Annotated in this window: 20 protein-coding genes and 1 riboswitch; of the genes, 11 read left to right on the forward strand and 9 right to left on the reverse strand. The window is 38.4% G+C overall.

What is annotated here, in order from left to right; genetic code table 11:
• The first annotated feature begins 90 nt into the window (after nt 1-90).
• The 3 genes from HCH28_RS07800 (at nt 91) to HCH28_RS07810 (ending at nt 3,195) form a co-directional block, all read left to right on the forward strand.
• A complete protein-coding gene (locus HCH28_RS07800) occupies nt 91-1,140 on the forward strand; it encodes a DUF418 domain-containing protein (RefSeq protein ID WP_221680488.1) in 1,050 nt (349 codons plus the stop codon).
• A gap of 136 nt (nt 1,141-1,276) precedes the next feature.
• The gene (locus tag HCH28_RS07805; RefSeq protein ID WP_221680489.1) at nt 1,277-1,918 is read left to right on the forward strand and encodes a hypothetical protein; all 642 of its coding nucleotides are present in this window, start codon (nt 1,277-1,279) and stop codon (nt 1,916-1,918) included.
• Nucleotides 1,919-1,941: 23 nt separating this feature from the next.
• Nucleotides 1,942-3,195 carry a glutathionylspermidine synthase family protein gene (locus HCH28_RS07810; protein ID WP_221680490.1) on the forward strand — a complete coding sequence of 418 codons (1,254 nt, stop codon included), beginning with the start codon at nt 1,942-1,944 and terminating at the stop codon, nt 3,193-3,195.
• 593 nt (nt 3,196-3,788) lie between these two features.
• Here HCH28_RS07810 and HCH28_RS07815 read toward each other — a convergent pair.
• Nucleotides 3,789-4,262, reverse strand: coding sequence for a YbaK/EbsC family protein (locus HCH28_RS07815; protein WP_221680491.1), 474 nt, complete (start codon nt 4,260-4,262; stop codon nt 3,789-3,791).
• Nucleotides 4,263-4,513: 251 nt separating this feature from the next.
• Here HCH28_RS07815 and HCH28_RS07820 point away from each other — a divergent pair, with 251 nt between their 5' ends.
• From HCH28_RS07820 to HCH28_RS07830, 3 genes are all read left to right on the forward strand, one after another.
• Entirely contained in the window at nt 4,514-5,656 is a 1,143-nt protein-coding gene (locus HCH28_RS07820; RefSeq protein ID WP_221680492.1) for a PstS family phosphate ABC transporter substrate-binding protein, read from the forward strand.
• A 30-nt stretch (nt 5,657-5,686) separates the two neighbouring features.
• Nucleotides 5,687-5,783, forward strand: a riboswitch (guanidine-I (ykkC/yxkD leader).
• Nucleotides 5,784-5,909: 126 nt separating this feature from the next.
• The gene (locus HCH28_RS07825; RefSeq protein WP_221680493.1) at nt 5,910-6,251 is read left to right on the forward strand and encodes a DMT family transporter; all 342 of its coding nucleotides are present in this window, start codon (nt 5,910-5,912) and stop codon (nt 6,249-6,251) included.
• Nucleotides 6,251-6,565, forward strand: coding sequence for a DMT family transporter (locus HCH28_RS07830; protein WP_221680494.1), 315 nt, complete (start codon nt 6,251-6,253; stop codon nt 6,563-6,565). Before HCH28_RS07825 ends, HCH28_RS07830 begins: the two co-directional genes overlap by 1 nt.
• 42 nt (nt 6,566-6,607) lie before the next feature.
• Here HCH28_RS07830 and HCH28_RS07835 read toward each other — a convergent pair whose 3' ends face one another.
• The 4 genes from HCH28_RS07835 to HCH28_RS07850 all read right to left on the reverse strand — a co-directional run bounded on the left by HCH28_RS07835 (nt 6,608) and on the right by HCH28_RS07850 (nt 10,416).
• The gene (locus HCH28_RS07835; protein WP_221680495.1) at nt 6,608-7,492 is read right to left on the reverse strand and encodes a glycine betaine ABC transporter substrate-binding protein; all 885 of its coding nucleotides are present in this window, start codon (nt 7,490-7,492) and stop codon (nt 6,608-6,610) included.
• Between the two features lie 83 nt (nt 7,493-7,575).
• Nucleotides 7,576-8,430: an ABC transporter permease gene (locus HCH28_RS07840; protein ID WP_016991840.1), complete on the reverse strand. Its 855-nt coding sequence runs from the start codon at nt 8,428-8,430 to the stop codon at nt 7,576-7,578.
• Nucleotides 8,423-9,622, reverse strand: a complete 1,200-nt coding sequence (locus HCH28_RS07845; protein ID WP_221680496.1) for a quaternary amine ABC transporter ATP-binding protein — start codon at nt 9,620-9,622, stop codon at nt 8,423-8,425. Before HCH28_RS07845 ends, HCH28_RS07840 begins: the two co-directional genes overlap by 8 nt.
• Nucleotides 9,623-9,780: 158 nt before the next feature.
• Complete coding sequence (locus HCH28_RS07850; RefSeq protein WP_004232302.1) at nt 9,781-10,416, reverse strand: GntR family transcriptional regulator; 636 nt, start codon at nt 10,414-10,416, stop codon at nt 9,781-9,783.
• 269 nt (nt 10,417-10,685) lie between these two features.
• Here HCH28_RS07850 and HCH28_RS07855 point away from each other — a divergent pair, with 269 nt between their 5' ends.
• Genes HCH28_RS07855 through HCH28_RS07870 form a run of 4 tightly spaced genes read left to right on the forward strand, consistent with a single transcriptional unit; the run spans nt 10,686 to nt 14,207 of the window.
• Entirely contained in the window at nt 10,686-11,417 is a 732-nt protein-coding gene (locus HCH28_RS07855) for a GTP cyclohydrolase II (RefSeq protein ID WP_221680497.1), read from the forward strand.
• Between the two features lie 15 nt (nt 11,418-11,432).
• Nucleotides 11,433-12,545, forward strand: coding sequence for a bifunctional diaminohydroxyphosphoribosylaminopyrimidine deaminase/5-amino-6-(5-phosphoribosylamino)uracil reductase RibD (gene ribD, locus HCH28_RS07860; RefSeq protein WP_221680873.1), 1,113 nt, complete (start codon nt 11,433-11,435; stop codon nt 12,543-12,545).
• Entirely contained in the window at nt 12,542-13,627 is a 1,086-nt protein-coding gene (locus HCH28_RS07865; protein ID WP_221680498.1) for an FAD-dependent monooxygenase, read from the forward strand. Before ribD ends, HCH28_RS07865 begins: the two co-directional genes overlap by 4 nt.
• A gap of 16 nt (nt 13,628-13,643) precedes the next feature.
• On the forward strand, nt 13,644-14,207 hold the full coding sequence (locus HCH28_RS07870; RefSeq protein WP_221680499.1) for a 5' nucleotidase, NT5C type: 564 nt from the start codon (nt 13,644-13,646) through the stop codon (nt 14,205-14,207).
• 42 nt (nt 14,208-14,249) lie between these two features.
• Here the strand turns inward: HCH28_RS07870 and solA are convergent, their stop codons facing one another.
• The 4 genes from solA to HCH28_RS07890 all read right to left on the reverse strand — a co-directional run bounded on the left by solA (nt 14,250) and on the right by HCH28_RS07890 (nt 19,346).
• Nucleotides 14,250-15,365 (reverse strand): N-methyl-L-tryptophan oxidase, encoded by a 1,116-nt coding sequence (gene solA / locus HCH28_RS07875; protein WP_221680500.1) that lies wholly within the window; start codon nt 15,363-15,365, stop codon nt 14,250-14,252.
• Nucleotides 15,366-15,492: 127 nt separating this feature from the next.
• A complete protein-coding gene (locus HCH28_RS07880; RefSeq protein ID WP_221680501.1) occupies nt 15,493-16,842 on the reverse strand; it encodes a uracil-xanthine permease family protein in 1,350 nt (449 codons plus the stop codon).
• Nucleotides 16,843-16,893: 51 nt separating this feature from the next.
• Nucleotides 16,894-18,261: a guanine deaminase gene (guaD, locus tag HCH28_RS07885; protein ID WP_221680502.1), complete on the reverse strand. Its 1,368-nt coding sequence runs from the start codon at nt 18,259-18,261 to the stop codon at nt 16,894-16,896.
• A gap of 194 nt (nt 18,262-18,455) precedes the next feature.
• The gene (locus tag HCH28_RS07890) at nt 18,456-19,346 is read right to left on the reverse strand and encodes a LysR family transcriptional regulator (protein WP_221680503.1); all 891 of its coding nucleotides are present in this window, start codon (nt 19,344-19,346) and stop codon (nt 18,456-18,458) included.
• A gap of 117 nt (nt 19,347-19,463) precedes the next feature.
• Here HCH28_RS07890 and HCH28_RS07895 point away from each other — a divergent pair, with 117 nt between their 5' ends.
• Nucleotides 19,464-20,648, forward strand: coding sequence for a YbfB/YjiJ family MFS transporter (locus HCH28_RS07895; RefSeq protein WP_221680504.1), 1,185 nt, complete (start codon nt 19,464-19,466; stop codon nt 20,646-20,648).
• Nucleotides 20,649-20,677 lie beyond the last annotated feature (29 nt).

Below are 20,677 nucleotides of genomic sequence, written 5' to 3' on the forward strand. Positions count from 1 at the left end.
TTTGTAAGGTTCCTGTAAGCTTAAAAATAATTAGTTGTAAGGATGGGGAGTTATGCTAGCTATAGCATAAAAGATAAGGAGTTTTTCAGCATGAAGCCATCCGTTACACAAAAAGAACGAATCATTTCCTTAGATATTATACGAGGATTAGCGTTATTTGGTATTTTATTTATTAATGTAGGTGCCTATCAGCTCATAATAGAGGGTGCACCAATGCCTGATATGAGTGGAATCAATGGGGTTATTGATTCACTTATTAATATTTTTATAGAAAAGAAATTTTTCTCAATCTTTTCATTCCTATTTGGGGTTGGTTTTTATATTTTTGCTACACGTGCAGAAGCGCGAGGCGATAGACCGAGAATGCGCTTTGCAAGACGCTTAGTTGCTTTATTGGTTATAGGTATTATTCATATTTTTATTTTTTGGGGCTCTATTCTAGCCATTTACGCAGTGATTGGTTTTTTATTGCTACCATTTTACTCTGCGAAGGTTTCAACCATTTCTAAATGGTTGTTTACGATTATCACACTGCATATTCTGGCATTATTAGGACAAATGTATATGCCGTCTAATGCGGTTTCTTCAGCTATATTTGGCTTTTTAGGCAATGATGCCGTAGCCATCTTTATTATGTTTTTAAGTGGATTTTTAGTAGCAAAAGCTGATTGGATTAGGCACATTGGAGCGCATAGTCAAAAAATAAAACGGCTGCTTTACAGTACTTTCCCATTCTTTATTGGATTTTCATTATGGATTTGGTTTGCCTCACAAGCAGATGACCAACAGCTTCAATCTATCATTGGCTTAGGGGTTGTTCCAACAACCTATTTTTATCTAAGTTGTTTGTTTATTCTATTAGAACATAAAACAATAGCGAAGCTACTTCAGCCAATTGGACGTGTGGGGCAAATGGCCTTTACAAATTATTTAGCGCAAAGCTTTATTGGAACAGCCATCATTTCATTAATGGGGCTAGAAGTAGTTTCACCATCAGAAATTGTAGTGATAGCGAGTATTACGTTTATCATTCAAATAATTTTTAGCGTGATTTGGTTTAAGTTCTTTACAATAGGGCCATTTGAAAAATTATGGCGATATATGACTTATGGAAAAAAAGTCGTGTCAAAACAATCATAAAACACTGTAAATCCCAAACAATCCTACTGTTTGGGATTTTTTCTGCTAAAATAAATTGTATGTTTTTGTAAAAAATGAAACCTAAAATGGTAGATATTCGTAAACTAGGTACAAGAAATAAAGGAGCGTTTATAATATGGCAAAGCAAATAAAAAAATATATGGCTGTGACAACGGCATCTTTGATGGCTGTACAGCTAGCAGCATGTGGAAATAGTGAAACTCAGACAGCAGAAGAATACCCTTTAACTACTTCTAATCAGGTAACTGAAGATCAAAACCAAGCAATTACAGGTGATGAAATAGAAAGTGTTTACAAGAGTGAAATGGCTGATGCCTGTGATGAATGGCAAGAGGGTGATGATGGTTCCTTTGAATGTATCGATGAAAATTCACCTTACTATGCACAGCATTTCTTTAATGGTTTGATGTATGCAACGGCTGGAGCCATGATAGGAAGTGCGATTTATAAAAGTCGCAATTTAAAAAATGGTACAGATCTAGATGAGCAAAGCAATGGTGGCGGCTCAGCAGTGCCACGATCGTCATCAAGCGGTAAGGATGAAAGTAAACCAACAAATGGTATAACAAACAGTACGCAAAATAAGGCTAGCTCAACTTCAAGTGGATCAAATTCTTATTCGAGTGGACAACGCTCCTATTCGACGGATAGTTCATCAAAGAGTTCCAATTCCTACTCCAATAGCTCTTCCTCAAGCACAGGGAAATCGGGCTTTGGTTCTGGTGGGGCATCTCGTGGCGGCTCGTCCTCCTCGTAAGGTTTGGATAGGGAGTGAAGAACATGATGAATCACACACAGCAACGACAAGCATTTTACTCAAAATTCCCTGACTTCTTTCCTGACTTTGAGGATTTAGAGTATGCATTATATGATGTTTTAGAATTGCCAAAGCAACAAATTGATCAACTTCATTATGCAACACAAATACTTTGGCGCATCTTTTTAAAAGTCGGGAAACAATTTAAACATTTATCGGTCGATCAGCTCTTAGCCTTAGGTATTCGACCGGAAATGATCCCATATATTCAGTTAGATTATTTACAGCAGCAATCAATTCTGGCACGCTTTGATTTTATTTGTACAGAGGAGGGCTACATTAAATGTTTAGAGCTAAATGGAGAAACACCTTTTCTTGTACAAGAAACCTTCAAGATGAATGACGCATTATGTCAGCATTTTGGCTATAAAAATCCTAATGATGTAACAGCCTTACAAAAAGCATTGTCGGGCGCCCTTTTTGCTGCCATCCAATACTTACATAATGTCAAAAAGCCAAAGATTGTCATCACAGGAAAAACAGCGAAAGAGGACTACGAAGAGTATTGCCAGGTACAGTTTATCAAGTCCTGTATTCCTTTTGCCATTGAGTATGTGCCCATTCAAGAACTTATCATCTTTTCTAGTGACACGTCTGAGGTAGCACAAGGTCTTTATACACCTACAATGGAGAAAATTGATATTTTATTTAGACCCGCACACCCTGTAGAGTTTTTAATAGATGATGTGGCAGCGGATGGTGATCGCATTGGATTGCATCTTTTAGAGCTTGTCAAAAAACGACAGCTGGCAATTATTAATCCACCTGCTGCCTATGTATTACAATCGAAAATCTTATTATGGTTAATATGGGAGCGGAGAAATGATCCATTGCTCTTTACTTCCGAGGAACGAGCAGCTATTTTGCAATATATGCTTCCTACATACCTTACAGCAGAACCATTTATTCGAGATGATGTACCTTATGTCAAGAAGCCTGTTTATTCACGTGAGGGAAATACAGTAGAAATTTACGCAGGAAGTGGGCGGAGAGTAAATGCTTCCACATCCAAGCACTATGTTGATAATTTGTTTATTTATCAACAATATGTGGAGATGCCTAGCATAACAGTGCAGTTAAAAGAAGGATATCACGCTAAGAAGTGGCTAATTGGCTCATTTGTTGCTGATAATCGAGCATGTGGTTTAAGTTGTCGGGTAGGCAATCAAATTACAGAATGGGATTCACATTGGTTAGCCGTTGGTTACAAGGAATAGCAAATCTATCGTGCTGAAAAACAAAACCACCCATAAAATTTTTTTAGAAGGTGAAAATGGATTGCCGTTGCAGGCTACTTGCTTTCCTGTGGGCGAGCGCCGAACCGCTTCCTTCGCTCCGCTCCGTGCAGGGTTTCGCCTGACTCGCTATCCCATGGGAGTCAAGTAGCCTTCCACTCCAACCTACAAAAATGTTATCTTTTTAGCAAAGGTTTTCAAATAAAGTGAAGGTGTTCACTTCTTGTCACTCATCACTTCTCCACATTGAAAATAAGAGCTTATCCCCTCTCTATGAATACAGATAATGGGCGATTTTATTACTATGCTACTATTAAAAAAGTAAAGACACTTTGCAGAATGGTTGATTGGAGAGGAGCCAGCGTCACTCCTAGGAGATTTAGCGTCACTGATGAGTCCCTGGAGCAAACGTAAGTGAGAGAAGCGGCTCATTGGAACGCCCCCTGGAAAGGACGCTGGCGGAACGGAAATCAACCCTTACCTTGCCAAAAGGTATTATTTCTCCTAGCGATATTATCTTTTTTCAACAACATGAATTGGCGAGACTTTTAAAAGTCTCGCCAATCGTTTGGTCCTTATTCATTCCAGCCTTTACAGACATTAATCCATTCTTTATAGGGAGCATATGTTTCAAGTTCTGAAATGGTTACCTCAATGGCTGAATTACTACTACCGCACGCTGGAAATACTGTAGTAAAACGTTTTAAAGATTCATCTAAATAAATGGCTACGCCCTCGTTCACACCAAAAGGACATACACCTCCGACATCATGACCAATCATCGTCTCTACATCATCTTTGGATAACATCTTTGCCTTCGTACCAAATACGGCTTTATATTTTGCATTATCGATCTTAGCATCACCAGCAGCCACAATTAAGATCGCTCCATCGTTTACAAGAAAAGATAAAGATTTTGCTATGCGCTCTGGCTCGCAGCCAAGCGCCTGTGCTGCTAATTCAACTGTTGCGGAGCTTTCTTCTAATTCTTGTATTTTGTGTTCTACATGCCATTGTGCTAAATGGCGACGTACTTTTTCAATTGCCATATGTACATCCTCCTACTTATATCAATTATGCCTTAGCATAGTTGTCGAGATTTTTTGAGATTATTCGAAAAGCTTCCTTTTCTATAAAGAGCGTTTTCTATATTTGATATACCACATTCGTACAAAAAGCATTCATTAAAATCAAGACAAAATTAATTTTACCATAATTTTCAGAATATATAGTTGTGAATGCTTTAGCTTTCGGGTACCATTGGTGTAAGGAGTGTAAAATTACACTAGGGAGGTTTTGTATGCTTAAGTTTATACAAATAGTATCGATACTATTTGGTTTATCCGTTGTGACATTAATGGTTGCATTCATTATCACATTAAGTGGTGGGCTACATTTAATTAATTTGGTCTTTACTATACCCGTTTGTTTATTTGTCTGGATTGTTTGTAGCATGTTTAAATGGACCAACACAAAAAAACGAAGGGGCTTGCTATTTGGTGTCATGGGAATCGCCCTGTTGATTGCAGCCATTAAACCGATTCAACATTATTATAAAATGAGTATTCCCACTGTTGATGCGGAAATTGATGTAACAGTCTATCAGCCATTTGTCCCTGGCAATGAAATAGTGAAAAATAAAGCTTCCTTACAATTGACAGAGTCATTACCACGACTAGATGGTGCAACAGCCATGTACCCTTTATATGCGGCTTTTGTGGAGGCTACTTATCCCAAAGGTGAATATCCTCCATATAATAGTAGAGTTCAAGTAAGTCGTACACCAGAGGCCTATCAAAATTTAATAGCTGGAGATGTTGATTTGATCTTTGTGGCAGCCCCGTCCACCTCACAAGAATGGCAAGCAGAAAAGGAAGGACTTACATTTGATATGACGCCAATTGGTCGAGAGGCATTTGTCTTTTTTGTGCATCGTAAAAATAAAATCGATAATTTAACACTTGAGCAGGTCAAAAAAATATATGCTGGAGAAATAACTAATTGGCGTGAAGTAGGTGGGGAGGATGAGTCCATTCGTGCTTTCCAACGCCCAGCGGATAGTGGAAGCCAAACGACACTAGAAAAACTGATGGGCAATACGCCTATCATGGAGGCACCCACTGAAGATGTTGCATCAGGAATGGGCGGAATCATTCGTGAAGTGTCGCAATATCGAAATTATAAAAATGCCTTGGGCTTTACGTTTCGATATTATTCTACAGAGATGGTTGGTAACAAAAAGATCAAATTACTATCTATTGATGGAGTAGCACCAACAAAAGAAAATATTCAAAATGGTACATATCCTTTAATGTCTGAATTTTATGCCATCACAGCAGGAACAGAAAATCAAAATGTACAGAAACTGATTGATTGGATACTTTCTGAGGAAGGGCAGGCAATGGTAGAAAAGGTCGGCTATGTACCAGTGGAAAATCATTGAATAGTTTGCTATACTAAGAGTAATAATCGAATAAAAGTTTTCTAGGGTTCCGTAGCGCTTGCTAGTCTGGTCCGAGAGAAAACCACAAATTGATTTTGTGACACGGAAGGATAAAAGCCTGGGAGATACTGTTTAAAGACAGTTTCTTCAGGCTTTTTTTGTTTGGCTAAAATCAAGTCATTTGGCGAATGCTGAAAAAGTAGTTGGACCATCCAATTAGTCGGCCGTGTCTTATAAAATGGAGGGATTTATGATGAATAAACAATGGATCAGCGTCATTATAGCGGCTTGCTTTGAAGTTGGCTGGGTCATTGGGTTAAAGCATGCAACAAGTGTACTAGAATGGATTGGTACAGCAATTGCCATTTTTATTAGTTTTTATTTGCTCATTAAAGCAGGTGAGCATCTACCAGTTGGGACCGTCTATGCAATCTTTGTCGGATTAGGGACAGCTGGTACTGTATGTGCGGATAGCTTGCTATTTGGAGAGCCGTGGAAATTAGCAAAAATCCTATGTATTGTTGTGTTACTTGCAGGAGTTGTAGGCTTAAAGCTAGTAACAGGAGAGCCTAAGGAACAAGAGGTGAGTGAATAATGGCATGGATGGCATTAGTTGTTGCAGGGTTATGTGAGATGTTGGGCGTATATATGATTAGTAAATATAATAAGACGAAGAGTATGAAAAATTTAGGACTGTTGATTGGTGCATTCACCTTAAGTTTTGCAGGCCTTGCCTATGCGATGGGAACATTACCAATGGGTACTGCCTATGCGATCTGGACAGGGATTGGTGCAGCTGGAGGAGCACTGCTAGGTATGCTGTTTTTTAATGAATCTAAGGATTGGCGACGCATCGTTTGTATTGTCCTTGTATTAGGAGCAGCAATAATGTTGAAATTGCTATCATAATTAAACAGGCACTCCTGCATAAAAGGAGTGCCTGTTTTTATATTATTTTTTTACATCTTTTGTCCATTCGGCCACTTTATCTGGATTAGCATCAACCCATTCTTTTGCAGCGTCTTTTGGATCTTTACCACCCATTACTTCTAACATAACACTTTCTAAATCTTCTGCTGTCCAGTGGAAGTTATCGAGTACCGAATATACATCTGGTAAATCTTCTTTTAAGCCTTTACGTACGAATGTATTTATCGTTTCTTCTCCACCATAAACACCTTTTGGATCTTCTAAGTATTTAAGATCATATTTGGCAAATTTCCAGTGTGGTGACCAGCCTGTGACAATAATCTCTTCCTTATCTTTCAGCGCTTTGGATAATGCAGTTGTCATCGCACCAGAAGAAGAAGTAATAAAGTTCCAGTCTGCTAAATTATCATATTCTTCTAATGCTTTTTCGGTAGCAGCAGTAATGCCCGCACCTGGCTCAATACCAGTGATTGTATGATCTGCTTCATTAGATAAATCTTCAATTGAATTGACATTCATATAGCTTGGTACAACTAAACCGATTTTTGCACCAGCAAGGTTTTCACCTAGCTCATCTAAATCAGCTTTATATTTTTCATATTGTGAAGCATGTGTATGTGGTAGCCAAGCAGCAACCATTCCATCAGCCTCTCCTTTGGAGACAGCCTCCCACATGATCGCATTATCCAAAGGAGTTAATGTTACATCATAACCTAAATCTTCGAGTACCTGCCCAACAACATTCGTTGAGGCAATTTCTGTATCCCACTCAACATAGGCAAGGTTTACCTCCTTAGAATCACTGTTTTTTCCAGAACTTGAGCCTGAGTCACCTCCACTACATGCAGCAAGCATGAAGCCTAGACCTAGAGCCATTCCTAACTTTGATAGTGTTTTCAGTTTCATCGAATCTCCCTTTCTCTTCATCATTTTGTATCAAACTGCCGACATCCATCGGAGGATGGATGGTAGCAAGAAAGATGACATTTCTATAATGCTTTCTTTTTATTGAAGCTTTGTGTTAAACGGTCAATAATGATCGCAAAAATAACTAAACCTAAACCTGCAACGAAGCCATTCCCAACTTGGGTACGTTGTAGGGCTGTTAATACTTCACGTCCTAGACCAGGAGCTCCGATCATAGAGGCAATAACTACCATAGAAAGTGACAGCATAACGGTTTGGTTAATCCCTGCCATAATGGTTGATTTAGCAAGTGGGATTTCTACTTTAAATAATTTTTGGCTAGCTGTACTACCATAGGAGTCTGCAGCTTCCACTAATTCTTTTGGTACTTGACGAATACCGAGGTTTGTCATACGTACAGTAGGGGGTAAAGCAAAGATAACGGATGCAAAGACTCCAGGTACGATACCAATGCCAAAAAAGGCGACAGCCGGAATTAAATAGACAAAGCCAGGCATTGTTTGCATGAAATCTAGTATTGGTTTAATAATGTTTTCAGCTACCGTTGATTTTGACATTAAGATACCTAGTGGAATACCGATGATGATGGATATAATACTGGAAAAGATCACAAGCGTGGTTGTTTCCATAAGATGAGTCCATAATCCTTGGTTATAAATAAACAACAAGCCTATTAATGAGAATGCAGCAAGCCCTAACTTTTTGCCTGAAACGAAGAAGGCAAATATCACGACAAGAAGTATAAGAATAATGGCTGGGATACTAATTAATAAATCAGTGACCTGATTCATGAGTAGTTTTCCGAATTGCTGAATAGAGTTAAAGAACGCTGAAAAATTACTCGTCAACCAGTCCATAGCTGATTCTACCCACGGAGCTAGTGGTAATGTTGGAATATTATCTAAAAAGTTATTCATGTGCTTCGGCCTCCTCATCGCTAGTTGACAGTGCTTGGATGACAACGCCCCTAATTAGTACACCAAGCAAGCGACCATCTTTCACAACGGCAATAGGAGTAGGAGAATTATAAATCATCCCTAAAATATCCTGTAGTAGCATATCTGGTGGAACGGTTAACACTTCTGATTGCACAATAGAATGGACGGTTTGCTCTTGTTTCTTTGCTGCAGCCAGTGCATCGTCAGCAGTAATATAGCCTTTTAAATGTCTATTTTTATCAACAGCCATTAATAAACTAACAGCCTCTTGACGCATCCGCTTTAGTGCCACTTTAGGGCCATCTAGGTCTGTATTGACATAAACGGGCCGTACCATGACATTTTCAGCTGTCAATACTTTAGAACGATCCACATCTTCCACGAATGTTTTAACATAATCATTTGCTGGGTTGGTTAATATTTCTTCTCCCGTACCAATCTGAATGATAGAGCCATCCTTCATAATGGCAATGCGATCCCCGATGCGTAATGCTTCATTTAAATCATGTGTGATAAATAAAATTGTTTTTTTCAATGTTTGTTGTAGATCGAGTAGCTCATCTTGCATTTCCTTGCGAATCAATGGATCAAGGGCTGAAAATGCTTCATCCATTAGTAATATTTCAGGATCATTAGCAAGGGCTCGTGCTAAACCAACACGCTGTTGCATACCACCTGATAACTGATTTGGATACTGGTCTTTATAAGCGAGTAATCCGGCATTTTCTAAAGCCTGTTCAGCTTTTGCTTGCCGTTCTTCTTTTGGAATACCTCGAATTTCAAGGCCATATTCGGTATTTTGAAGTAATGTACGATGGGGGAATAAACCGAAGTTTTGGAAAACCATGCTCATTTTGTTTCTTCTTACAGACCGTAGACTTTCTTTTCCCATGGTAGAAATATTTTCTCCATCGATATATATATTTCCGCTCGTTGGTTCAATTAGGCGGTTTAAAAGCCGTATAAGCGTGGATTTGCCACTTCCTGACAATCCCATAATAACGAAGATTTCTCCTTCGTTGACAGTAAAGCTTGCATCGTATACACCAACAGTTGCACCTGTTTCTTTTAAGATATCAGTCTTACTTTTTTGTTGCTTAACGAGTTCTAGTGCTTGGGGAATATGTTTGCCAAACACTTTTGATACGTGTTCTATTTTAATTTTTTCCATAGAAGCACTCCTTTCGTAGATTATTACTATGTGAGGATAATGATACCCAAAAATAAACAAGTAACAACCTTACTGTAGCAAAGGGTTGTTACTTTTGTCAAATCGACAAATAAGAAAAAATCCGCTTAAACGCTGTTATATCAGCGCTTAAACGGATTTTAATTTGGGTATAAAAAGCTTTGAACTCTAGCGAAACTTTCATCATTTCCAACAAAATAAATAATGTCCCCTTCTTCAAATGAGACATAAGGACCGGGGGATAGTAATAATTCATTGCCACGTCGAATACCTACGATCGTACTAGAAGTATTTTGCCAAAAATTTAAAGCTTGTACAGTTTGATGAATGCATGGACTATCAGCTGTCATTTCTAATTGATAAGGAATGAACGGATTGACTGATCGGTAATGCTCTGTGCGGCTAATTAGTTGCTTTGCCTTGTCTTGTAAATTAATCAATTCATGATGTTGCTTTTGAATACTTGTCAAAAGCTCATTTTGTATTTCATGAATCGATTGTACATCATGAAACTGTCTGACGAAATGAGCCGCTTTTTCATACGATTTTATAATTACACCACTACCTTTTGAAGCTTCAACAATTTCTAAGTCTTGCAAAACGGCAATAGCTCTTCTTGCAGTCTCAGCGGAAACATTATATTGACTGGCAAGAGAGGATCTTGCATATATTTTATCGCCAATGCTGTATTTTCTTTCAACAATCTTGGAGGCGAGATCAATGGCTATTTGTTGATATTTTGGTTGCTTTAGTTGAACATTTTTTTCTAAGTTCATGTTAAACTTCCTTTCGTCATTACAGTACCACAGCTTATTATAGACTAGCCTGCACAGAAAAAATAGCATCTCCATAAGCTAGTAGTATATGATGAAAAAGTAATAATAAAATTCTCATCTCTAATAATTATAATGAAAGAGTAATAGCTGTTGATTGACACTTTTTAGTTATTATTATAAACTAAGTTACGTTATGTAAGTGATGTGAAAATACATGTGCTCAGTTGGTGAATTTAGCCAACTGTTTCTATAGAAGGTTGGAGATTAATATGACAATTACGACTAAAGTGATGGACTTAGTGAAAGATAAAATGACATTAGTAAAGCATACAAATACAGAGAATATTTGCCTAGTTGGGCCAGTGAAATTACCTGTAAAACAAGGTGATTTTTCTGCAACTTTTCAATGGTATAACTGGCTTAAAATTGATGCGGATTTAACTAAAGAAGAAATCATTGATGGATTAGCCGCTGCCAATTTAGCATTTTTACAACAATCCTCTGTGCTTGTATATGGTGATTTTACCCATTCAGAAGGTGCTTTAATCCGAATGCATAGTATTTGTCACACAGGCGACATATTTGGCAGCCAGCGTTGTGATTGTGGATACCAGTTGCATGAATCTATGAAAATGATAGTTGAGCATGGCTGTGGAGCTATATTTTATTTAGCTGATCATGAAGGTCGTGGTATTGGACTATTCTCTAAATCTCTTGCTTATTTATTGCAAGAGGAAGGGCTCGATACAGTTGAAGCAAACCATGCACTTGGCTTTCCAGATGATACACGATCCTATGACGAAGCACTTGCGGTATTAGCTACACTGCGTACCAAACCAGTAACACTCATTACAAATAATCCGAAGAAATTGGCTGCATTACAGGCTCGTGGCATGGCTGCGGAAGGGCATGTTCCTTTATGGGGCGGTTTGACAGAGACGAATCGTTTTTATTTAGAAACGAAAGTTGAAAAATCTGGACATATGCGTGAAAAGCAATAGGTGGAGGTTGCGATGATGATGAATGTAGATGAAAAGTATATGCAACTGGCTTTGGATTTAGCAGCTAGTGCTAAAGGAAATACGAACCCTAATCCACTTGTTGGAGCTGTAATCGTGAAGAACGGTGTGATTGTAGGCACAGGTTTACACAGAAAAGCAGGGGAACCACATGCTGAAGTGCATGCTTTTCGAATGGCTGGAGAGCATGCAATGGGTGCTACATTATATGTAACATTAGAGCCTTGTTCACATTATGGTAAGACACCACCTTGTGCCAATTTAGTGAAGGAATCTGGTGTCAGTCGAGTGGTAGTTGCTATGCAAGATCCAAATCCAGCTGTAGCAGGTCGTGGTATTCAATTGCTACAAGATGCAGGAATAGTGGTCGAAGTAGGGGTTTTAGAGCAACAAGCGCGCCGTTTAAATGAGCGTTTTATTCACAATATGCTTAAGCACCGTCCTTTTGTTATTTCAAAATTTGCTATGACTTTAGATGGGAAAATTGCTACGCATACAGGACATTCAAAATGGGTAACTGGAGAGGCTGCACGTGAGGATGTTCACAATATTCGTCATGAAGTAGATGGAATTTTAGTTGGCGTGGGTACAGTCGTTGCTGATAATCCTTCTTTAACAACAAGACTAAAAGAAGGATATGGAAAAAATCCAACACGTATTATTATGGATAGTTCTCTACGTACACCTGACAATGCAAATGTCTTAAATACAGAGGATGCACCAACGATTCTTGTTTGTAGTGACGACGTAAGCCAAGAAAAGATTCATTTATTTACAGAAAAAGGTGTTACAGTTTTACCTGTACAAAAAAATGAATATGGACTACAGATTGATGAGATGCTTGAAAAACTTTATATTCACGGTATAACAGATATTTTGCTAGAAGGTGGAAGTAAAATAAATGCTTCCTTTTTACAGCAGGGTGCAATCGATAAATATGTAGTATATATAGCACCTAAAGTTTTGGGTGGAAATCTATCGTTAACGCCGTTTGCTGGCTATAATCCCTCTCTCATGGATGAGGCATGGAATGTTGAGTTTGCTTCATTTGATAAAATAGGCGAGGATTTGCGTATTATTGCTTATCCAGAGCAGGGTGAAGAAAAGTGAACTATCAAGCAGATGTCTGTATAGTAGGGGCAGGGCCTGCTGGTGCATTGTTATCCTACCTACTTGCTAAAAAAGGGCTGTCAGTGATTTTATTAGAGCAAAATGTAGCACTTGGTCAGGCATTTCGTGGCGAGCATTTAAATGAGGAGGGGGAGGCTGTTTTAAAAAGCCACCATCTTTTCGAAGCAGTCGAGGCACTCGGTATATTACGAATGGAGAAGCTCGAGTATTATGCTGGTGGCAGAGCATTTAAAACAATTCTTCCAGATGAAGCAATAGGACATTTAGGCATTCATGTACCACAGGCAAATTTATTAAAAGGAATTTTACAAAAAGCACAGCTGTTCCCTAACTTTACATGCCTGCTACATACAAAGGTTACAAAGCTGATTGCGGATGCTACAGGTCATTATAGAGGCGTTATGGCGATAAAAAGCGGAGACCCTATAAAAATCGATAGTCAGTTAATTATCGGTGCGGATGGTCGTTATTCTACTATTCGTAAGCAAGCACATATTGATGTTCAGAAACAGAAGCATGGCTTTGATTTACTGTGGGCTAAAATCCCTGCACCAGCTGATTGGGAACCATCTATAAAAATGGCACTCATCGATGATAAGCAGCTGTCATTGTTTACACAAGTTGGTGGTTATCTTCAAATAGGCTGGAATATTGAGCAAGGTAGTTTCCCTCAGCTTCGAAAACTAGCATTTACACCCTTTATCCAGCAGCTTGTGGAGGCATTTCCAGCATTAACGAAGACAGTACAGGAACAGATAACTTCCTGGCAGGATTTTGTTTTGCTTGATGTCTTTAGTAGCCATTGTAATAGTTGGGGGACAAAGGGCCTTGTCTTGCTAGGGGACGCCGTTCACACAATGACACCAACAGGCGCTTTTGGGCTGAATAGTGCACTAAAAGATGCAGATTGTCTTGCATCCTTGCTAAATAAAGATACACTAGCACAATTTAACGTACAATATTTTCAACAAATGCGTGAGCAAGCCATTGAGGAAGTATTAGCAAAACAAATTGAAAAAGAGCAGACATTTGCTTCTAACTTTATAAACAAGGCTTCGTGAAAGGACGAACAACTAGATGAAGTTTGGCTTTGATATAGATGACACATTAATTGATTTACGAGCACATGCCTTTTCGCTTTATAATAAAAAGCTTGGCAAAAATGTTTCCTTTGAAACCTTTCAAGCGATACAACGAGTAGAAATTCATGAACCATTTGGATTAACGGATGAGGAAGGTTCAGCCATGTGGAATAGCGCATTGGAAGAAATCTATTTTACGGACTGTCCATCTTTTGACGGTGCATTAAAAACCCTCCAAGCTTTAGCAGAGCAGGGACATGACATTTACTATATTACATCTCGTCCACAACAATATTGTGCGCAAACAAAAGCTTGGATGGAAGCACAGGGCTTTCCAATAACAGACGGTCATTTTTTCTGTGGCATGCAAGATGCAGAAAAAGTAGCCATTATAAAAGAGCTTGCTTTAGATATTTATGTAGATGATAAACCAGCAGTACTTGAGACACTTCATGATGTGACAACTAAGGTAATCTTAAAGAATCAATCTTACAACCAGCATGTAAATCTTCCACGTTTATATGATTGGCAACAGTTTCAAACAATGTTAACAAAATAAAGGATTGGTGCAACGTCTAACCGTTGTACCAATCCTTTTTTGCTAAAATCGACTAAGTTTAAAGGGAGATAAATCTTGTTTACTTTTGCCTTCTACAATTAAATCTGCAAGAGCTTCCCCAACGGCACTACTAAATTTAAAGCCATGACCAGAAAAACCTGCAGCAATCACAATATTCTGATGTTCAGGTAAAAAGTCGATAATGAAATCTTCATCTGGTGTCATCGAATACTTACATGTTTTTCCGTATTTAAGCGTTCCATGCTGAGGCATAAACTGATCAATGAAGTTTTGTAAGTCAACAGCATCAGACGCATCAAACGGACGTAGAGGGTCGTTTGGATTAACTATATCACCACCATCGTGTCGTCCAAGTTTTAACCCCGCTCCTTCAATACTTGGAAAACCGTAGTAGGTTGAATCGGCAAATTCAAAGCAATAGGCTGGAAAAACTTCATCACGATACAGCTGCTCATCTGCCTCAAACCATGCAAAGGTTTTCCGCGTTGGTGTAACGGGTATGCTCACGTCCACTGTTTGTAGTAGCTCTGTTGCCCATGCACCCGCCGTTAATATTAATTGCTTTGCTTTATAGCTACTATGTACAGTTTGTACCTGTACAATATCACTAGCTTGGATAGCCAATACTTTTTCATTTGTTCGGAGGCTTGCACCCGCCTCTAAGGCTAATTTTTTATAGGCTTGGATACATGCTTCAATACGAAGGACACCAGCAGTTGGTTCAAAGCAAGCAACTAAATTTTTTGGTAAGAATAACCCTGGCCATTTGTTCATCGCCTCAGCAGGTGAATAGTGTTCAAGTGCTAAATTATAGAGCGCAGCACTAGCCTTCACATTTTGAATAAAGGCACATGTTGGCGCTCCAATATTAACTACACCAGTTTGTAAAAATAAGCTTTCATTTGCTAATGACTCTAGCTCTTGCCAAAGCTCGCCAGCTCTTTTTACAAAAGGTACATAGCTAGCTCCTTCACCATAAGCAAAGCGAATGATTCTTGTATCCCCATGATGACTACCTTCTTCATGTGGTGGAGTAAAGGCATCTAGCATAAGTACATTTTTCCCTTCCTTTGCTAAATAGTAACCAGCCGCCATCCCCATGGAGCCAGCACCAACTATTATGACATCATAGTCCATTCTAATCCCTACTTTTTTGCTCTAGTATAACAGATTTTTAGAAAAGGAAACAGAAATTTTAGAAAATAAATAGACACAGCACCTGCAATCCGAATGGACTAAAGATGCTGTGTGTTGTAGATAGCTACTATTTTGAGCTTGGTAAAATTTTATTAAGGAAAATCGCTACGAGCGCAGCGGTTGCAATAGGCGAACCAAATAAATACTGCACAGTTGTAGGTAAGGAATACAGGAAATCATCAGGCAATAATGTCAATGCTAACGTTAAAATAACAGGAATCGCGATGACATACATTTCCTTTTCACCAATATGTTCATTTTTCATGACCTGTAAACCACTAATGGCAATGATGCCGCAGACGATCACAAATACACCACCGATAACAGCTGAAGGAATTGCTGAGATGAGTGCTGCTAGTTTACCAGAGAAGCCGAAAACGATAAACCAAATACCTGCAGCTATAAAGACACGACGGCTCGCAATCCCAGTAATAGAGATAACACCCGCATTTGTTGAGTAACCAGTAACAGGAGTGGAACCAAATAAAGAAGCAATAAAGCAGCCAATTCCTTCACCAATAACACCACGATTAATTTGTTTATTTGTCAAAGGTTGGTCGATGACATTGCTAATAGCAAACCATGTTCCTGTTGTTTCTGCCATTAAGACAATATATATAATGACCATTGTGATAATAGCAGAAAAATTAAAGCTAAAACTAAAATCTGCAAATGGAATTTGTGGCATGCTAAACCATTTGGCTTGCGATACAGGAGATAAATCTAAAACACCCATGATATTTGCTGCAATACTACCAGCAATTAAGGCAATGATGACAGAAGCAATTCGGAATAGACGTCCTTTTTGATGGAAGACTGTGCCTAACATGACACAAATAATTAACACGAATGCTGTGATCAGCGCTAAATAAATGTTTTGATTTATGGATGCACCTGCTCCATTAAAAATATTATCACTTAAACCAACAGGCATTAAGGATAGTCCTACTACAAAGATAATCGTTCCACCAACAATTGGTGGAATAAATGTTTGGACAATTTTATTGAAGATTCCTGTATAACCTAAAATAATAACCAAAATGGCTCCAATTAAACTAGCACCTAGCACAGTACTCCAGCCTAAATCACCACTACCACTTGCTGCATAGATCCCAACAATGGCTCCAAGTGGAACATAAGATGGACCTTGTGCCATCGGTAATTTCATACAAAAATGTGTTTGCACAATTGTCGCGATCCCAGCAGCAATAAAGGTTGATTGAATCAATGCGCTTGCCTGACCAGTTTGTAGACCGATTAGCATGGCAATTAAAAAAGGCACCACATAAACATCCATCGCCATAACATGCTGTAAACCGAGAAGAGCAGACTGACCGAGCGAAATTTTTTCATCTGGTAATACGGTTAATTGTGTTTGTTTTGTTTGATTAGTTAGTTTTCTATGTTGTGTTTCCACGATGTTGTACACCTCAAAATGATAGATTTTTATTATAGATTAAGAGAATGATTAGCCTCTCGTATGAACTTTATTTCCTTGCACCCATACCTCGCGGATATTTTCTGGGCGTACAAGATACATGATTTTTTGGAATATATCGTGTAAATCTTCATTTTGATCAAAAATCGGAAGCCTAGCAGTAGGAATTTTTGTATCGATAATTTGTACATCCCATGTATAGTTTTCCTGTAAACGGCCAATTGGAAGACTTAAGCTTTCTCCACCACCAGCTGTCGCAAGATAGAAGGCCTCATTTATTGTAATGCGTGAATTTGGGACACCACGCTTTTCGGCGGAAATGGATGTATCTACACCATCCTCTAGCATTCTCGATGACATAACAGCTTGTCTTGCATTATCAAAAAGACTTGGTGAAAATCCGCCTGAAACATCTGAACCTAGTCCAATATCAACGCCCATTGCATGAAAGCGGGCGATTGGAATCACGCTGTTAGCAAAATAGGCATTAGAGATTGGACAATGGCCTATGGCAGTGCCAGTTTCAGCAAATAATCTGGCATCCTCATCGCTTAAGAAATTACAATGAGCCATGACAGATTTATCACCTAACAAACCAAAGTCATGTAAGGCAACGGCATCATTTTTGTTGAGTCGTTCTTTGACGTAGCTGTGCTCCCAGTCACTTTCACTACAGTGTGATTGAATATGTGTATCGTATTTCGCAGCTAATTCACCCAAACCCTTTAAGGCACCGTCTGTACAGCTTGGAATAAAGCGAGGAGTGACAACAGGATAAACACCCTGTTTAGTCGTTTTGGCTAAATTTTTTACAGCTAAAATAAATTCCTCCGTATCCTCTAATGCGGTTTTTGTGTTTTCATCTCGATAAAAATCTGGATTCTGTTCAGGATCGTCCATGACTACTTTTCCGACTAATCCTCGCTGACCCTTTTCAGCACAGATTTTCGCTAAAAGTACACTGGCCTCCTTATGAACTGTCGCGAAATATAATGATGTAGTTGTACCATTGGCAAGTAGTGTGCTTACTAAATCCTCATAAACTTCTTGAGCAAATGCTAAATCGGAGAATTTTGATTCGATAGGGAAAGTATATGTGTTTAACCAATCGTAAAGGGGAATGTCTAAAGCTGTCCCAGATTGTGCCCATTGAGGTGCATGTACATGCAAATCGACAAATCCTGGTAGGAAATATTGCCCTTCAGCTAATGCGTGGAAGTTATTTTGATCTTGATATGTAATTAATAGTTGTTGGTAATCAGCTTGTTCAGGAGCGACAGTTTTAACAATCATGCCGTCAGCATTAATGAAAAATAAATAATCCTTTAAAATGTGAACGTCAGTAGCAGATTTACTAGTAAAAGCTGTTCCTTTGAAAATGTGCGTATATTCAGACATAAAAACCACCTTAATGTTCGTTTATTGATAATAACACGGATTATTATAGGCTATAAAAACTATTAAGTCTACAAAAAAACGAATATTAGCATGGTGGCTAAAGAAATAAACGCACCTTTTTAACTACATTTTTACAGCTTTGACAAGTGTTGATAGATAACAAAAGAAGGCACCTTTTTGAGAGTGCCTTCTTACTACATGATGGATTCATTGATGATGTGAAGAAAGTTATTAAAGGATGTGGAGTGATGCAATTCATTTTTTCTTGTACAAAGGTAGATCGGTCGTTGGATATCAATGTCCTTAATAAAAACGCGGGCAACTTGCTGCTGTAATATAAAGCTAGAAGCTGCTATGGATGGTGCTAGCATCGTACCAAAACCTGCTGCAATGGCATGTATGGATTCATTAATCCCGTCTAGCTGTAAACCTACTTTCGGTGGAGGAATTTTATGCACTTTACATAGGGCATTTAAGTATTCTTTTGTGGAACTACCATCCTCCCTTGTGACGAAGGGCTGCTGCATAAGTTCTGCAAGGGATACTGTTTGACCTGCCAGATGATGATTGTACGGCACAATAAACCAATAATCCAAATTCATTAGAAATTGATAATTAATATCAGCATGATGTCCATCTTCTTTGACGATAAAAGCTAAATCAGCTTTATAATGAAGTAAATCCTCAATCACTTGCTGGGAATTGGCGGTCTTTAAATGAATATGTGTGGCTGGATAAACTTGTTTAAATTGAGCTAACCACTTAGGTAGTAAAAAATGGGAGGGAACATGTGTCGAGGCAATTTGCAATTCTTCATTGCCTGTATTTTTAAGCTGTTCAACTTTATTTTCAATATCAGTTTCTAGATCAAATAAGCGCTGTGCTTGTTTGTATAAAAAAGTACCATTTTGTGTTAGCGAAATGCCCCTACCTTTGGCTTCTAACAATGTCAAACCTAGTTCTTTCTCTAAATTTCGAATTTGAATGGTTACAGCAGGCTGACTAATCATAAGTGTCTGTGCCGCTTTGGAAACACTATTGTGTTCAGCCACCTTTGTAAATAAACGTAGAGCATGTAAATTCATGTCGTTACACCTTTCATAAATTTTTTTTATGCTTTTATATACATTATATATTAGATTTATTAATTTGCGCTCTGTATCCTTTTAATTACAGTAGAATAATATGGGAGGGGGTTCATCATGAATCGACAACATATAGGGATTGTCTTTGGAGGAATTTTATTATTGGTTGTTGCAATGGGGATTAGTCGATTTGCCTTCACACCGATTCTACCCTTTATGCGTCATGATGTAGGATTTTCATTGGAAGTGGCTGGGTTTTTAGCTTCAAGCAATTATATTGGTTATTTCATTGGCGCATTATGGGCAGGGTTCATTTATCGTCAACGTAAAAATGTTTTAATGGCAAGTGTTGTTACCAATGTCCTATCTGTTATATTAATGGGCTTAATAGAAGTGTATAGTGTCTGGCTAGTTCTGCGTTTAATTGCTGGCATTACAGGGGGCCTTATTTTTGTGTTAACATCGAGTATTATTATGGATTACTTGGCGAAGCATTCATTATCACGATGGTCTGGCTATGTATTTAGTGGCATAGGCTTAGGGATTGCTATTTCAGGTTTATGTGTACCTGCTATAGAAGCAAAATTTGCTTGGCAGGGTGCATGGTCGGGCTTAGGAATTTTATCAGCGATTTTTTTATTTATCACCTCTTATTTATGGAGAAGTTTAGTGGTGCAGGACAGCACAAAAGTTACGAAATCTCTTGATACAAAAATGACAAAGGGTTTTATGCCATGGCTGATTTTATCCTATGGCTTAGAGGGGTTAGGCTATATTATTACAGGTACTTTTTTAGTCGATATTATTCATAATATTCCTTCTCTTCAAGCTTACTCTTCCTATAGCTGGGTCATTGTGGGGCTAGCGGCTATTCCATCTGCTCCTGTTTGGACGGTCTTATTAGAGAAGTTTTCAGCTATAAAAATTTTGTTTGTGGCGTACATACTGCAGGTGGTTGGTATCCTGCTACCTGTTTTTGCGCAAACGGTATGGAGCGTTTTACTAGCATCGTTTTTATTCGGTCTAACCTTTGTAGGAATTGTCACGCTAACTACTTCCTATGCAAGACAGCTTTTCCCGACAAAGAGCGGATTGGTTGTTTCCTTATTAACAACCTTTTATGCTTTTGGACAAATTATTGGACCGATCATCGCAGGAAAACTGGTTGAAGTTTATAGTAGCTATAAAGCAGCACTTGTATTTGCTGGTGTCATTGTGTTTCTTGCATTGCTCGTTATGGTAATTGGTAGATGGCTAACTGTAAAAAAAGAAGCTGTTGCTGAACATACAATTTCTATATAACGCATAAAAGCCAGAAATCCTATTTGGAT

Origin of the sequence: Lysinibacillus sp. K60, assembly GCF_019731275.1 — a bacterium.
Taxonomy (GTDB): Bacteria; Bacillota; Bacilli; order Bacillales_A; family Planococcaceae; genus Lysinibacillus; species Lysinibacillus capsici.

Bases quoted from the DNA above. Each gene is read 5' to 3' on its own strand.
- HCH28_RS07800 (WP_221680488.1), top strand. From the start codon at position 91: ATGAAGCCATCCGTTACACAAAAAGAACGAATCATTTCCTTAGATATT.
- HCH28_RS07805 (WP_221680489.1), top strand. From the start codon at position 1,277: ATGGCAAAGCAAATAAAAAAATATATGGCTGTGACAACGGCATCTTTG.
- HCH28_RS07810 (WP_221680490.1), top strand. From the start codon at position 1,942: ATGATGAATCACACACAGCAACGACAAGCATTTTACTCAAAATTCCCT.
- HCH28_RS07815 (WP_221680491.1), bottom strand. From the start codon at position 4,262: ATGGCAATTGAAAAAGTACGTCGCCATTTAGCACAATGGCATGTAGAA.
- HCH28_RS07820 (WP_221680492.1), top strand. From the start codon at position 4,514: ATGCTTAAGTTTATACAAATAGTATCGATACTATTTGGTTTATCCGTT.
- HCH28_RS07825 (WP_221680493.1), top strand. From the start codon at position 5,910: ATGAATAAACAATGGATCAGCGTCATTATAGCGGCTTGCTTTGAAGTT.
- HCH28_RS07830 (WP_221680494.1), top strand. From the start codon at position 6,251: ATGGCATGGATGGCATTAGTTGTTGCAGGGTTATGTGAGATGTTGGGC.
- HCH28_RS07835 (WP_221680495.1), bottom strand. From the start codon at position 7,492: ATGAAACTGAAAACACTATCAAAGTTAGGAATGGCTCTAGGTCTAGGC.
- HCH28_RS07840 (WP_016991840.1), bottom strand. From the start codon at position 8,430: ATGAATAACTTTTTAGATAATATTCCAACATTACCACTAGCTCCGTGG.
- HCH28_RS07845 (WP_221680496.1), bottom strand. From the start codon at position 9,622: ATGGAAAAAATTAAAATAGAACACGTATCAAAAGTGTTTGGCAAACAT.
- HCH28_RS07850 (WP_004232302.1), bottom strand. From the start codon at position 10,416: ATGAACTTAGAAAAAAATGTTCAACTAAAGCAACCAAAATATCAACAA.
- HCH28_RS07855 (WP_221680497.1), top strand. From the start codon at position 10,686: ATGACAATTACGACTAAAGTGATGGACTTAGTGAAAGATAAAATGACA.
- ribD (WP_221680873.1), top strand. From the start codon at position 11,433: ATGATGAATGTAGATGAAAAGTATATGCAACTGGCTTTGGATTTAGCA.
- HCH28_RS07870 (WP_221680499.1), top strand. From the start codon at position 13,644: ATGAAGTTTGGCTTTGATATAGATGACACATTAATTGATTTACGAGCA.
- solA (WP_221680500.1), bottom strand. From the start codon at position 15,365: ATGGACTATGATGTCATAATAGTTGGTGCTGGCTCCATGGGGATGGCG.
- guaD (WP_221680502.1), bottom strand. From the start codon at position 18,261: ATGTCTGAATATACGCACATTTTCAAAGGAACAGCTTTTACTAGTAAA.
- HCH28_RS07890 (WP_221680503.1), bottom strand. From the start codon at position 19,346: ATGAATTTACATGCTCTACGTTTATTTACAAAGGTGGCTGAACACAAT.
- HCH28_RS07895 (WP_221680504.1), top strand. From the start codon at position 19,464: ATGAATCGACAACATATAGGGATTGTCTTTGGAGGAATTTTATTATTG.